This is a genomic window from Clostridium ganghwense (assembly GCF_026735165.1).
Lineage (GTDB): Bacteria > Bacillota > Clostridia > Clostridiales > Clostridiaceae > Clostridium_H > Clostridium_H ganghwense.
Map to the genome: position 1 here is coordinate 796,905 of NZ_JAPQES010000001.1, position 14,726 is coordinate 811,630.

Sequence of the window (14,726 nt, forward strand, 5' to 3'; positions counted from 1 at the left end):
CTCTTTCCATTTATAATTAACCAATCTTAAAAAGCTCATCTCTCTCTGGTGGCGATACAATGCTTTCCTCATTTTCTTCTACTATAACTCTGTCTTTATTAGTAATATTACCTACTATTGACGCCTCAATACCATTTTCTTTTAATTTTTCTACTAATTTTTTTCCATTACTACAAGTGATTAGCATACTTCCAGACGATATAAATCTTAGTGGATCTATAGAAAATAGTTCACATATTTTTTTTGTTATATAACTTACCGGCAATTTTTCTTTATAAATCTTAAATCCAACACTACTACCTTCTGCAACTTCCCATAGCGCTCCTAATACTCCACCTTCTGTTATATCATGCATTGAATTTACTCCAAATTCACCGCTTATTTTACCTTCTTTTATAACACTTAATTTTTCTATATACCTTCTAGCCTCTTCTATCTCTTGTTCACTTAAAATTTGTTTTACTTTTTCATAATAATCATTAACTACTATAGATGTTCCTTCTAAACATAGTTTTTTTGTAACTATTATATCATCTCCAATTGTTGCACCACTAGTTGCTACAGCCATATCTTTTTTTGTTTTTCCTATGACAGTGCAAGAGATAACTATTCTATTAACCGCATCTGTTATCTCTGTATGTCCTCCTAATATTTCTACATTTAATTTCTTAGTTTCATCATCTATTTCCTTCATTATATTTTCTATATCTTTAAGCTCTGCATGTGGTGGAACTAAAATGGTTACAAGCAATCCAGCTGGTTCAACCCCACACGAAGCTACATCATTACAGTTGATATGTACAGCTAACTTTCCAATATTATTCTCCGCTCCTGTTATAGGATCTGTAGACATTACACATTCGTAATCTCCAAAGTTCATTACACTACAATCTTCTCCAATAGCGCTTCTTATTCTTACATCTTCTCTCCTGACACTTTTATTTCCAGTTATAATTTTGTGTAAATCCGCCCATTCAAGCTTCCCTATTTTCATAAAACTCTCTCCTTTAGTATTAAAAACTATCACAATTTATTGTTCCTTTTCATATTATTTATATAAGGATTAATTTATGGTGGTGTAATATGTTAAAATATATAGGACCTTTTTTACGAATGAATAAACTAAATATAGAACAAATTAAATGTCAATTGTTTCACTTATCGAAAGAATCAATAAAAAATATTGTATTACATTCTAAATGCGGGATCATAATAGATCCAAAAGATTTAAGTTTTAAAAACATATCTAGTACTGATATTAACACATTAGACCTAAATTCTCCACTTTTATGTATATACAAAAAAGCTAGTGCAGAACTAAAAGTCAAAGATAATACTTTACACTGGTCACAAGATAAAATAAAAAAAGATATATATATATCTAGTAATGCTTATATGACTTTGTGTCTTTTAGAGCTTATTGACTATTACAATCAATTTAAAGATATTGCTCCTGATAAGTATGTTTTTAGCAATTTATATACTAAATTTGCCCAAAAGCAATTAGATTTTTATGCTTCATACTTAAGAAATGAAGAAGGAGTTTTTGTGGATAAAAAAGACTGTACAGATTCTATAACCGGAAAAATCAAACTAAAAAATAAAAATAAGCCCTTTAAATTTTCAGATCAAGCTTTACTCATGAACGCTTATTATAAATGTTCTACTTACTTGGATGATAAACATAAAGATTCCTATAGAAATTTTTCTTATGACATCTTAAATATGTTTATCGAATTTAAAGAAGAAATGTATGATATTTCTTTTCAAGAGCAATGTAAAGTATGCTTAAATCTGAATGTTTTTTATACTTACTCTAAAATGGATAATGTTAAGCTACTACTTCTCGATATATTTGACCTAATCTATGAAAATTACAATAACAACATATCTAATAATTACAATTTAACAGATTTATGTTTATTACATCTAAATTCAATGCTTCTTTATAAACATACCAGTATGGATAGATTTAAAAACATAGGTAAAAAGCTTTATAAACTTATTAAAAAATATTATGATGAGGATTCATCAATTTTCGTAAAATCTACGGAAGATAAAGAAATTGACTTTTCCGCAAAAGAAATCCTTGTATATGTCATTTCCAATCTCTACCAAAACTATATAACTGAAGAAGACAACGATAGAATGATTATAAACGTATTTACAAATCAATTAGTGGATTCTGGAATAATTTTAAGCTGGCCAGATGTACCAAACTTAGATGATATTGAACATTATAAAGACTTTCAAGAGAAACCAGAAAATTTATTAGATGAACAATATTTTAAAATGCCTACTATAGCTAGTCCTGAAGCTAATGAATTAGCACCTGTTTTTGTTAAATCTGTAACCTATAATAAATCAAAAAAAACCTTTAAGCAAAGTAAAGCAAACTTTGATAGTAGAAAAAACTTAGAAGTATTCTTCTTAACACTCCATTTATTAAACAATTCCTTTAAAGATTTTACTTCTAAAGACATTAATTCCTCAAATTAACTTCCTATGTATCAGTATAGTAATAGACAAACATGTTTAAACTATAATAGAATCAAAACAAACTAAAGAATAAATCAAAAGGAGGGTGCTTAAATTCAATAACATGTATCCAACAACTATAAATTGCTCTGAAAATTGCATTTATTCTCAAAATGGTAAATGTACACTAAATAATATTAGCTCACTTTCAAATGTAAATATCAATAACCTCAATTGTGCTTATTATATTTCCAAACCTTCTAAGAAATAAAGCCCCCTAAAACTATTAGGGAGCTTTATTCATTCTGTTTGTGTATATATACTTTTTTTAAAATCACATTTCCTCTTTTATTTACTTCTAATCCATTTATATATCTTTTTGCACCTACTATATTTTTTGAAAAGTATAGTGGTATACAAGGTATGTCATTATAAAGCAATTCTTCTGCGAAACTTAAATACTTTATCGCTTCACTACTATCTCCAGTTAATTTAGCTTTCAAAATTAGAACATCATACTCCAAATTGTTATATCCATATATATTAAACTTTGAATTGCTATCCCATTTTTCTAAAAAAGCTATAGGTGAGTTATATTCTCCTATGTAATGTGTTAATAGTATGTCATACTCTTCATTATGGATTATTTCTTTTAACATTTCTTCATTGTAACCTTCTACTGAAATTTTAATCTTAATTTTTTTTAAGTTTTTTATAATTTCATCTACTATCTCTTTATTATTTTCATTACTATTAAGATAAACTAGCTTTATTTTTTCTCCCTTATATTCACTTTTATCTAAGAATTCCTTTGCTTTATCTAAATTACTATAATTAGCAAATAAGATTTTGTTTTCACCACTAGATTTAATACTGCTTGGAATAAAACTATTCGCCCCTTCCCCTAACACTATGTTGTTTATAATATTTTTTCTATTTATGCAATAGCTAATACACTTTCTAAAGTTAATATCTTTAATTATTCCTTCCTTATTAAAATTAAAGTTTAAACTCATCCCGTTTATTGAAGGAGATCTGAATAATTCTTTTGCTTTAATAAATTCATTTATTTGATTCATTGGTGGATTAGTTATTATATCAATTTCATCCCATTTATAATCAGCTAATGCAAAAGCAATAGCTTCTTCATTTTTCATGTGTATCTTATTGCTAGCAACACTTTTCTCATCCCAGTACATTTGATTTTTAACTAAAGAAAGTTCTTCTTTCTCTAAAATGCTATCCAACTTAAAAGGTCCTGAATATAATATTAAAGAAAAATTATTCTTCCATTCTTTTAAATATTTAAAATCTTTTCTTAATACATAGATTGGTTGGCTTAAAATATTTAAAAAATAGCTGCATGCATAATTTAATCTTATTTCTAATGTTTTATTATCTTTTGCCATTACAGCAACTTTACTAAAATCTACTTTATTTTCAGCATAGTCTCTAGCTCCAAAAATACAATATAATTGTTGTTTATATATATTATTTTCATTTTTTAATAAATTTGAAAATAAATTCACAAAATCTTCAGCTACTATATCACTTCCATCACTCCATTTAGCATCATTTCTTATAGTAAATATGTAAGATAGCTTATCCTCACTTATTTCCCACTTAAAAGCTAATGCTGGCACTATCTTTCCTTTCTTGTCCATAGATACTAATCCTTCAAATAAACATAAAAGTAAGTCTTCCTGTCTTATATTATGCCTATCTAACATTATTAAGTCTTCTGGAAGCTTTCCTATATTGTATACTATATAATCTCTTACTTCTGTGTTTACTACTTTTTTTTGTATACAGCCACTTCCAAGTGTCATACATAAAATCAAAAATACAACTATAAACTTTTTCATATACAATCATCCATTTCTAAATTATGTTATATCTGGATTATTGCCAAGGCGCAAAAAAATAAACAAACTTTCATAAACTAACATTTAAAAGTTGAAATTTTGTTTTATCTAGGCAAATATTTATAAAAATTCAGTTTTTTATTTTTAAAAACATCAATTGTTTTTCCTCTTAAACCCAATTGCCTTTTCATAAAATAGCTATAATCTTCTAAGATGATATTTTTAGGGAAAAAAATTCTATTTCCTCTCTTATGTATACCACCTTCAAATAATCCTGTCGTTATATATATTCCCTTATTAATTTTAGTTTTTTTCATCTTGTCTACAAAACTATCAAATTCTTCATTAAAAACCATATCTCTTCTATCATATTTTAATAATATATTATATTTTTTACCTATAAGTTCTATTAATATTTCACTTTTCGTATGCTCCAATATGTTGTAATTTACATTTTTTTCTTTACAGTTTTTAATCATCAACTCTAATACAGTATTTATTTTTAATCTTCTTAATCTATATTTAGCTTTTTTTATTTCTTTTCTTTTAATTTTAAAATATATAAAATCGAATATACCATTTAACATATATCATTTTCCCCCCTCTAAATTAATATTCTCCTTATATTTATATGATTGTTAACTGAAATTTATTTTATAAAACTCTTCACCAGCTAAAAAACGCCATATAACGTACTATTTCTCTCTTTTAATTTTTTTTAAAAATTTTCTTGTAAAACAAAGTAAACGCCGATTCACTCGCCGTTTACTTTGCAATTACAAAATTATTTTTAAATCTTTTTAAGCGCTTCATCAAATATTTCTTCTAATGTTTCAATTCAGAATAATCAATATGATATTTTTTTATTCTGTTAATTAACAATGTGTGGGTAACCCCTAATACCTTTGCAGCTTTCCTTATACTTTCATGATTTTTTAAAGCATCTATTATTATTTCCTTTTCTATTTTTCCTAAAGTTTCTTTAAGTGAAGTTGAATTATTTGTATAATCTTTATTAAAAACATTATTTATTTTTATGTCTTGTTCTGTAATTCTTTCTGTATAGCTCAATGCTACAGCTCTTTCTATTACATTTTGTAGTTCTCTTACATTTCCATACCACTCATAATTTAATAATTTTTTTAATGTATTAGGTGTTATTTCATTTATTTTTTTATTGTATTCTTTAGAAAATTGTTTTACATAATACTCTGCTAAAACTTTTATATCTTCTTTTCTTTCTCTTAGCGGTGGAATTATCAGAGTAAAGATATTAATTCTGTAAAACAAATCAAGTCTAAACTGATTTGATTCTACCATTACATTTAAATCTTTATTAGTTGCAGAAATAATTCTTACATCAATATCTATTTCCTTGTTACTGCCCAACTTCCTTATCTTTTTTTCCTGTAAAACCCTTAATAATTTAACTTGTAAATGAGGAGGCATTTCACCAATTTCATCTAAAAAAACTGTTCCTCCATTGGCTACTTCAAAAATACCCATCTTTCCATTATTTTTAGCACCAGTAAAACTTCCTCCTTCATATCCAAAAAGTTCACTTTCCAGCAGCTGATCTGGAATTGCCCCACAATTAATTGCTACAAAAGGCATAGATGATCTTCTGCTTAAATTATGTATGGATCTAGCAAATATTTCTTTTCCTGTTCCACTCTCCCCCATAATCAAAACTGATGAATCTGATTGCGAAAAAATCTTTGCATGATTTATTGCTTCAATTATCTTAAAACTTTTACCAACAATGTCATTAAATGTTATTTGATTGTCATATCTTTTAAGATTAAATATTTTATTCATTCTTTTTGTATCTTGAAGAGTAATTATAAAACCACATAATATATTTTCTTCGCTAATTATTGAATTAGTACTTAATAAATAATTCTTATTATTTATTTCAATTTCTAGATCTACTATTTTATTATATTTTTTTACATTTTCTAAAGCTTTTTTCACTTTATTATGGTAATTAGATAGTAATACAGATATTTTTTTATTTATAACTTCTATATCCTTAATAGAAAAAATGTTTTTCAAAGCATATTTATTTATATATTTAATATTCTCATCTTTATTTAGTACAACAATACCTTGGCATACTGTATCCATTATAGTTTTAATTTCTATTTCTTTTTCCTCAACAGAAATCAAATTAATTTCTTTAATTTCTTGAACACCATCTATGTTTAAAATTTCTTTTTTAATTTTTTCCTGCAGACTAGGTTCCAATTTAGCAAATTTTATATAAATAACAAACGTATAAACTTCCATCCAAATTATATTAATTTTATATTTTACAAAAACGGCAGAGATATCATATGTCATATTAGGTCTATCAATTGTTTTTATTTCAAGCCGTGAAATTTCCATATTTATCGCTCCTATTATCTTTAGATTTATTACCTTTTCTCTTCTTCTCTAAATACCTATAATGTATTAAATAATATATTGTCCCTACACAAAATGCTCCTCCAATTATATTACCCAATGTAACTGGTAATAAATTTCCAACGAAAAAATCTTTCCACGAAAAATATATTCCTTCATTAGCACCTAGCAATATACCTACAGGTATAAAAAACATATTTGCAATACTATGTTCAAACCCATTTATAACAAAAGCACCTATTACATAAATAAATCCCATAATTTTTCCTGAAACTTCATCTGATGCTTCTCCTACCCTTACAGCTAAACAAACTAAAAAATTACATAAGATTCCTCTTGTAAAAGCCTGACTCATTGTCAAATTCAACTTTGCTTTAGTAATATTAATCATATATACACTAATTGATTTTTCATTAAATACTCCAGTATGTATAATAAAGAAAATTAATATTAAACAACCAATAAAATTAGATATGTATACTAAAATCCAATTTGTAAGTAATTTTTTAATATATCTTTTTTCTTCATAAATTGGTACTATATAAAGATTACTTCCAGTAAAAAGTTCACTTCCCGATAAAACAATAATAATTAAACCTAAACTAAAAACTATACCAAATATCAATTTAGTAAACCCCTGCCCAAAGTAAGAATTCATATCACTACATACTGTTACAGAAGTAATAGCTGCAAGACTAACGAAAATACCTGCTAAAATTCCTCCTATAAAAATCTCTTTATTTGTTTTTTCTAAAAAGCTAATAGATTTATCATATAAGCTTTTCGTTATTTCCTGTGGTGTTTTCATTTTTATCAACTTCCTTTTAAATTTTTTAATGCGCTATCCCTGTTAATACTTAAAGCAAATTTCATACCAAAGTAAACCCTTGATTTTATCAGCATTTTTAAAGAACATACTAAGAATATGTGGTTTAATTTTAAACCATATCTTATAAATAACTATCCTATCAAAATATTAATGGTTTAATTTCAATACAATGGTTTAATTTTATTCCATTTTGAATTTATATAATGACTTACTATGTAATTTAATAACTTAATTATATTTTATCCTATATCTTGTTTACTTAGAATAATTTAAAACTATTCTAAGCAAATATAAAAAACCCGTATTTTAATACGGGTTTTTTAAACAATCTGAAACGCGAATTTAATCCACGTTTATTTTTATTTTAATATACTTTCATAAACATAAAAAACATAGTTCCAAATCCCATAAGCATACATAAAAATGAGTTTATCCATTCTTTATTACTTAAATGTAATTGCTTAATGCTCCATAGAAACATTGTTATTACTATACTACTTTGAAATATATAATAGTTATTAAAATAACCTAAATTAAAAATTTTGTAAGTTGAAAGCATAGTAAGTATTAAACATAAGCTAGTAATCAATACAAAAAGCCATGCAGATATACTTATAAACTTCTTCATCTTATATCCCCCAGTTTTCTTATCTGTTTTTATATTTTATTTAACCATTTCTTTAAATTCATCTTCACTTATAATTTTAATACCTAATTCTACAGCTTTGTTATATTTTGAACCTGGATCTTTTCCTACTAAAACATAATCCGTTTTTTTACTTACACTACTTGAAACCTTAGCTCCAAGACCTTGAAGTTTTTCTTTTATTTCACTTCTAGAAAAAGTTTGTAGTGAACCAGTTACTACTATAGTCTTTGCATTAAATATATTTTCCTCTACAACTGTTTCTTCAAAATGAGGCTTAACACCTAATTCTAAAAGTTCTTCTATACTTTTTGTAATTTTTTCATCTTTAAAAAATTCTGTTATACTTTGAGCTACAATATCACCAATATCTTCTACAGATATAAGTTGTTCAAAATTAGCTTTTTGTACATTAGAAAGACTTTTAAATCTTTTCGCTAAATCTATACTAGTTTTTTTACCTACATTTGGTATTCCTAGTGAATATATAAAAGATGATAAATCACAATTTTTACTATTTTCAATAGCATCTATTAAATTTTGTGCTTTTTTGTCTCCAAATCTCTCTAACTTCAATAACTCTTCTTTTTTTATTCTATACAAATCTGAAAGAGACTTTATATCAAGCTCTTCAAATAATTGTTCTGCTGTTTTTTCACTAAATCCAGCAATATTCATTGCCTCTCTACTTCCAAAATGCACAATAGATTTTACAAGCTGAGGCTTGCAAGAAAGTGTATTTTCACAAAAATAATGAACTCCTTGCTGTACTATTTCACTGCCACAATATGGACAAATTTCAGGAGTTTGTATTTCTTTTGTTTCCTCTTCGTTTTCTTCTATAATTCCCATTATTTCAGGAATTACATCATTTGAACGACGAAGAAAAACTTTACTTCCTATTTTTACTCCCTTTCTATTTATATCATCCATATTATTTAAGGTAGCTCTCTTTACAGTAACTCCCCCAATTTCTACTGGCTCTAGTATAGCTGTAGGGCTAACTCGTCCACTTCTACCTACATTCCATTCTACATCTAATAATTTAGTAGTTGCTTCTTCTGCTTCAAATTTGTAAGCAAGAGCCCATTTAGGAAATTTAACTGTATATCCTATTATTTCACGGGTTTTTATATGTTCAATAGCTATTACTACTCCATCTATTTCATAGTTTAAGCTATTTCGTATACTTTCTAAATATTTTATTTCTTCTTCAATTTCTTCAATGGTAGAACAAACTTTTACATATTCATCCATTGGAAGACCTTTTTCTTTTATAAAATCTAACATTTCAGTATACGTCTCAAAAGGCTTGCCTTCATTATACCCAACATCATAGAAAAATGCAGATAAATTTCTTCTTGCTGTTTCTTTTACATTTAAATTTCTCAGAGCACCAGCAGCACCATTTCTTAAGTTTTTAAGAGGATTTTCCGCTACTTTATTATATTCATTAAAAGCTTCTTTTGTCATAATAGCTTCTCCATGAACTTCCATCAAGGCATTATTATCCATAATAAGTGGCAATGTTTTTATTGTTTTAGCCTGAGCAGTAATATCTTCTCCTACCTCACCCGTTCCTCTACTGGCTGCCTTTATTAATATACCGTCCTCATTATATGTACAATTTATTGTAAGTCCATCAAATTTTTTAGTTAAAACATATTTTATTGATGGCAATTGCTCTTCATGATTATCATTATATTCCTTAATAGCCTTTAAATTTCTATTATGCCAATCTTTAATTTCTTGAATACTTTGAGCCTTACCTAAGCTCCAAAGTTTACCTTTATGTGTATACTTTTGAAATTGAGGAAGTACAATATCACCAACTCTTTGAGTTGGTGAATATGGAAGTACTATATCCGTTTCCGCTTCAAGCTTTACTAATTCATCATACTTAGCATCATATTCTTTATCCGAAACAGTAGGATTGTCTAAAGTATAATACTCATATGCATATTTATTTAATTCTTTAACTAATTCTTCAATCTTTTGTATTTTATCTTCCATTAACTAATGTCACCGTCCTTTTTACAACAGTTCAATAGGGGCCATATTAAGCATAAGTTGTTTAATTCCCATATTGTCAAAAGCTATAGTTACTTTAATATCATTTGAAGTCTTTGAAGCACTAACTATTGTTCCAACTCCAAATGTTTTATGTCTTACTTTTCTTCCAGCACTTATTTCATTGGAATCAATGCTTTTCTTACTTCCATTTCCAAAATCATTATTTGAACTTAAATTTTCATTATTTAATATAGAATTTATAGCTTTTTCTGCTTTTCTATTTCCGAAAGTAGATATTGAATGTGAATTTAGATTATTTCTCTTGTATGCTTCTAAAGTAGCTGCTGAAGTACTTCTAGCAGTATTAGTTCTTTTTTCTGATACATTTTCACGAAGATTTAATGATATTTCATTTATAAAATCTGATTCTGAATAACTAACGCTTCTACCAAAAACTCTTCTTGTACTTGCAGAAGTCATATAAAGTTTTTCTTTTGCTCTTGTTATACCAACATAACAAAGCCTTCTTGCTTCTTCCATTTCAGCAAAGTTATCCATACAACGTGTTCCTGGGAAAATACCATTTTCCATGCCAGCCATAAATACTACAGGAAATTCTAATCCCTTAGCACTATGAATAGTCATTAAAACTACTGTATCTGTATCTCCGTCGTAATTATCTATATCAGATACTAATGCAATCTTTTCTAGGAAAGCTGAAAGTGATTTATCTTCAGATATATTTTCAAACTCTACAGCTGCTGACACTAATTCCTTTATATTTTCTATTCTGCTCATATCTTCTATATCGTTAGAAGCTTGAAGTACTTTTAAGTATCCAGTACTTTCAAGTATTTCTTCTATAAGCTTTGATACACTAACCTTATCTTTTGTTCTATTAAAAGAATTTATAAGACTAGTAAATTTATTTATTGATGAAATATTTCTAGTTGTAAGTCCTGGAATATTATCTATATCTAACAAAACACTATACATGCATTCATCCATATAGTTTGCAAAATCTTGTATTTTACCTACAGTAGCAGCCCCAATTGCTCTTTTAGGAACATTTATTATTCTCTTTAAACTAATATCATCTTGCAAGTTATTTATGAATTTTAAATATGCTATTATATCTTTAATTTCTTTTCTATCATAGAACTTCTGTCCACCTATTATTCTATAAGGAATACTTCTTTTCATAAAAATATCTTCAAAAATTCTAGATTGTGCATTTGTTCTATACAATACTGCAAAATCATTGAAGGTTTTGTTCTCTTTTTCAATAAGTCTTTTTATTTCATTAGCAGTAAAATTTCCTTCATCTGTGTCTGAATAAGCTCTATAAATTTTTATTTTTTCACCAGCTGGATTTTCAGTTCTTAAAACCTTGCTTTTTCTTTGAGCATTATTCTTTATTACAGTATTTGCTGCATTTAAAATATTAGCTTTTGACCTATAGTTCTGCTCTAATTTTATTACTTTTGCGTTTGGATAATCCTTTTCAAAATCTAAAATATTTTTTATATCAGCACCTCTCCACTGATAAATACATTGGTCATCATCACCAACTACAAATATATTTTTATTAGCTTCTGCTAAAAGTTTAACTAATTCATATTGGGCTTTATTTGTATCTTGATACTCATCTACCATTATGTATTTAAATTTGTTCTGATAGAATTCTAAAACTTCTGGATGCTTCTTGAACAATTCTACAGTTTTAAAAATTAAATCATCAAAATCTAAGGCATTACTATTTTTTAATCTTTTTTGATATAGAAGATAAACATCTGCTATCTTATTCTTTCTAAAATCACTTTCATTTTCTTTCTTATACTGTTCTGGTGACATTAATCCATCTTTTTGCTTACCTATTTTCGAAATTATTTCCTTTTCATCTATATCTTTATCATTTATATTTAGTTCTTTCATACACTCTTTAACTAAAGTTTTTTGATCTGAACTATCATATATTGCAAAATTTTTATTATATCCTAACTTATCTATTTCCCTTCTCAATATTCTAACGCAGCATGAATGGAAAGTAGATACCCACATACTATCTATATCCACATCAATTAAGCTTTTAATTCTTTCTTTCATTTCTCCTGCTGCTTTATTAGTGAAGGTTATAGCCAATATATTATAGTGTGGTATACCTAGATCTTCAATCATATGAGCAATTCTATAAGTTAAAACCCTTGTCTTACCAGAACCTGCACCAGCTAACACAAGTAAAGGTCCATTTACAGTAGTAGCTGCCTCATGCTGTTCTTTATTTAATAGTGTTTTTAAATCCATTAAACCACTCCTTAATTTTTAAGCCTTAATCCATTTATACGTATTATTCCCACTTTATTCTTTCTAATACTAGGTTGTACCCATCACTACCATAATTTAAGCATCTATTCACTCTACTTATAGTAGCTGTACTTGCACCAGTAGCTGCTGCAATTTCAGTATAAGTCTTTTTTTGTTTTAGCATTTTAGCAACTTGAAGTCTTTGATCTACTGCTTTTAATTCATTAATTGTAAATATATCTTCAAAAAATTTATAACATTCTTCTTTTGTCTCCAAACATAAAATTGATTTACATAAATAATCCATTTCTGGACTTTCTAATTTAGATTTATAATCTGCCACTTAATCACTCCCTATCATGAATTTATTCTCGATATTATATGTAATAAATACTTCACTCTATTTTATCACATTTAAACTTTATCATTCCATGATTCTTTCTTTTATGATAAATTACACATCCTTTAATTTTAATACTATAAGGGTATAAAATTCAACAACAAGATTTTGCTAATTATAAATTCTTATTTTTTATTACTTAATAATTTATACAAAGGCTCTGTTTTAAAAGAATGTTGTTTTTTACATTCTTTTAAAACTTCCTTTAGTAATCCTAAGGTTATGTTTAAAATTGTTGAGTTCATTATAATGAAAAATTACTATTCTTATTTAGTATAACTTTTGCAACGTTAAGAGTTTTCGTATATTTGAGCCTTAGCGAGTTTACGAAAGCTTAGTTGCTTAAGTTATACTAAATTTAGAATTGTTTTTGAAATTATACGAAATCAACAATTATTTAAAACATAGCTTATACAAAAGGTATAAATTACATAGTTTTTATTTATTATTTCAATAATATATATCTTTTAAAAGGACAAACTAAAATTATAAGATATGCTTTAGTTCAAAGGAGATATTTATGATGAAGATTAAAAATAAATTTGCAATACTAGATATAATATTAATATTTACTTTATTCCTTTCACACAATATCTCTACTTATAATCAAAAGCGTATATATATTTTTAAACAAGATACTTTAAAAATCCAACAGGAAAACTCTAAAAAATCTGAACAAATTACACTACTCCAAAAGGAAATTAATTCTCTACAAAAAAAACTTAATGTTTTAGAAAAAAAGAATATAGAGTTAAAAGAAAAAAATAAAGAGTATAAAAAACAATTACATATATAAAATTTTAGAAGGTGAATTTATTATGAAAAAATCCTGCTTCATTGTAAGTTTGGCTATTTTAATTATAATTCAAACTTTTTTTATCTTTAAACTTTCTAATGAATATATCAGTGTTATTAGAGTGAAAAGATCAATGAAAGAAAAAAAAACAGCCTTAACCATGCTTAGTAATAATCTTTCTAATAGTAATTCTAAGAAAAAGGAACTTGCTGAAAAAATAAAAAAAGCAGAATCTGAAAAAATAAAATTAATTAAAGAAAATAGTAAATTAGAGAATATACTATTTTTGAACAAGACCACCTCATTCTATGTAGCAAATATTCCCGAAAATAAAGTTGTGTACTTAACTTTTGACGATGGTCCCTCAAATAACACTTTAAAAATACTAGATATACTTGATAGGTATAATGTTAAAGCAACCTTTTTTGTAAATGGCTCTTCATCTAAATTTAGTATTAACACTTATAAAACCATAGTTAGTAAAGGTCATAGTCTTGGCAATCATACATATAGTCATAACTACAGTGAAATCTACAAAAATATTGAAGGATTCATTAAAGATTTTAATAAATTACAAAATCATTTAAATAATTCTATAGGAATACAACCTAAAATTGCAAGACTTCCTGGGGGTAGCAATAATACTGTTAGTCGTAAATACGGTGGGAAATCTATTATGAGAGATATAAGTAAATATCTAATAGATAACGACTACACTTATTTTGATTGGAATGTAGATTCCACCGATGCATCTGTTAAACTACAAAATAAAAATAAAATAATTACTTCTGTTTTAAATAGAAGTAAAAATAAATCAGCTGCAATAGTTCTCATGCATGATAATTCTCTCAAAACAACAACAGTAGAAGCATTACCTGAAATAATAGAGGGATTAATTAAACAAGGTTTTGAATTTAGACCACTCTCTTCTGCTGAATATATCAACCAGTTTTTAAGAGCAAAATAAAACTGAGGAATTAATATCCTCA

General features: G+C 26.4%; 12 protein-coding genes. 3 read left to right on the forward strand and 9 right to left on the reverse strand.

What is annotated here, in order from left to right; translation table 11 throughout:
* Positions 1-16: 16 nt before the first annotated feature.
* Entirely contained in the window at positions 17-994 is a 978-nt protein-coding gene (locus tag OXH55_RS03630; protein WP_268048084.1) for an AIR synthase family protein, read from the reverse strand.
* An 89-nt stretch (positions 995-1,083) separates the two neighbouring features.
* Here OXH55_RS03630 and OXH55_RS03635 point away from each other — a divergent pair, with 89 nt between their 5' ends.
* Positions 1,084-2,499: a hypothetical protein gene (locus OXH55_RS03635; protein ID WP_268048085.1), complete on the forward strand. Its 1,416-nt coding sequence runs from the start codon at positions 1,084-1,086 to the stop codon at positions 2,497-2,499.
* 275 nt (positions 2,500-2,774) lie between these two features.
* Here OXH55_RS03635 and OXH55_RS03640 read toward each other — a convergent pair whose 3' ends face one another.
* The 8 genes from OXH55_RS03640 to OXH55_RS03675 all read right to left on the reverse strand — a co-directional run bounded on the left by OXH55_RS03640 (position 2,775) and on the right by OXH55_RS03675 (position 12,884).
* Complete coding sequence (locus OXH55_RS03640) at positions 2,775-4,343, reverse strand: ABC transporter substrate-binding protein (RefSeq protein ID WP_268048086.1); 1,569 nt, start codon at positions 4,341-4,343, stop codon at positions 2,775-2,777.
* Between the two features lie 104 nt (positions 4,344-4,447).
* Positions 4,448-4,930: a hypothetical protein gene (locus tag OXH55_RS03645; RefSeq protein WP_268048087.1), complete on the reverse strand. Its 483-nt coding sequence runs from the start codon at positions 4,928-4,930 to the stop codon at positions 4,448-4,450.
* A 238-nt stretch (positions 4,931-5,168) separates the two neighbouring features.
* Entirely contained in the window at positions 5,169-6,731 is a 1,563-nt protein-coding gene (locus OXH55_RS03650; RefSeq protein WP_268048088.1) for a sigma 54-interacting transcriptional regulator, read from the reverse strand.
* On the reverse strand, positions 6,712-7,557 hold the full coding sequence (locus OXH55_RS03655; RefSeq protein ID WP_268048089.1) for a formate/nitrite transporter family protein: 846 nt from the start codon (positions 7,555-7,557) through the stop codon (positions 6,712-6,714). The genes OXH55_RS03650 and OXH55_RS03655 overlap by 20 nt, the downstream gene beginning before the upstream one ends.
* 385 nt (positions 7,558-7,942) lie before the next feature.
* Positions 7,943-8,206 carry a hypothetical protein gene (locus OXH55_RS03660; protein ID WP_268048090.1) on the reverse strand — a complete coding sequence of 88 codons (264 nt, stop codon included), beginning with the start codon at positions 8,204-8,206 and terminating at the stop codon, positions 7,943-7,945.
* A gap of 36 nt (positions 8,207-8,242) precedes the next feature.
* Positions 8,243-10,237 carry an NAD-dependent DNA ligase LigA gene (gene ligA, locus OXH55_RS03665; RefSeq protein WP_268048091.1) on the reverse strand — a complete coding sequence of 665 codons (1,995 nt, stop codon included), beginning with the start codon at positions 10,235-10,237 and terminating at the stop codon, positions 8,243-8,245.
* 21 nt (positions 10,238-10,258) lie between these two features.
* On the reverse strand, positions 10,259-12,541 hold the full coding sequence (gene pcrA, locus OXH55_RS03670) for a DNA helicase PcrA (protein WP_268048092.1): 2,283 nt from the start codon (positions 12,539-12,541) through the stop codon (positions 10,259-10,261).
* Positions 12,542-12,584: 43 nt separating this feature from the next.
* Positions 12,585-12,884, reverse strand: a complete 300-nt coding sequence (locus OXH55_RS03675) for a YerC/YecD family TrpR-related protein (RefSeq protein ID WP_268048093.1) — start codon at positions 12,882-12,884, stop codon at positions 12,585-12,587.
* 580 nt (positions 12,885-13,464) lie between these two features.
* Between OXH55_RS03675 and OXH55_RS03680 the strand changes: the two genes are divergently transcribed.
* Together OXH55_RS03680 and OXH55_RS03685 are read left to right on the forward strand one after the other, a co-directional pair.
* Positions 13,465-13,737: a hypothetical protein gene (locus OXH55_RS03680; protein WP_268048094.1), complete on the forward strand. Its 273-nt coding sequence runs from the start codon at positions 13,465-13,467 to the stop codon at positions 13,735-13,737.
* A 22-nt stretch (positions 13,738-13,759) separates the two neighbouring features.
* The gene (locus OXH55_RS03685) at positions 13,760-14,704 is read left to right on the forward strand and encodes a polysaccharide deacetylase family protein (protein ID WP_268048095.1); all 945 of its coding nucleotides are present in this window, start codon (positions 13,760-13,762) and stop codon (positions 14,702-14,704) included.
* The last annotated feature ends 22 nt before the right edge of the window (positions 14,705-14,726 follow it).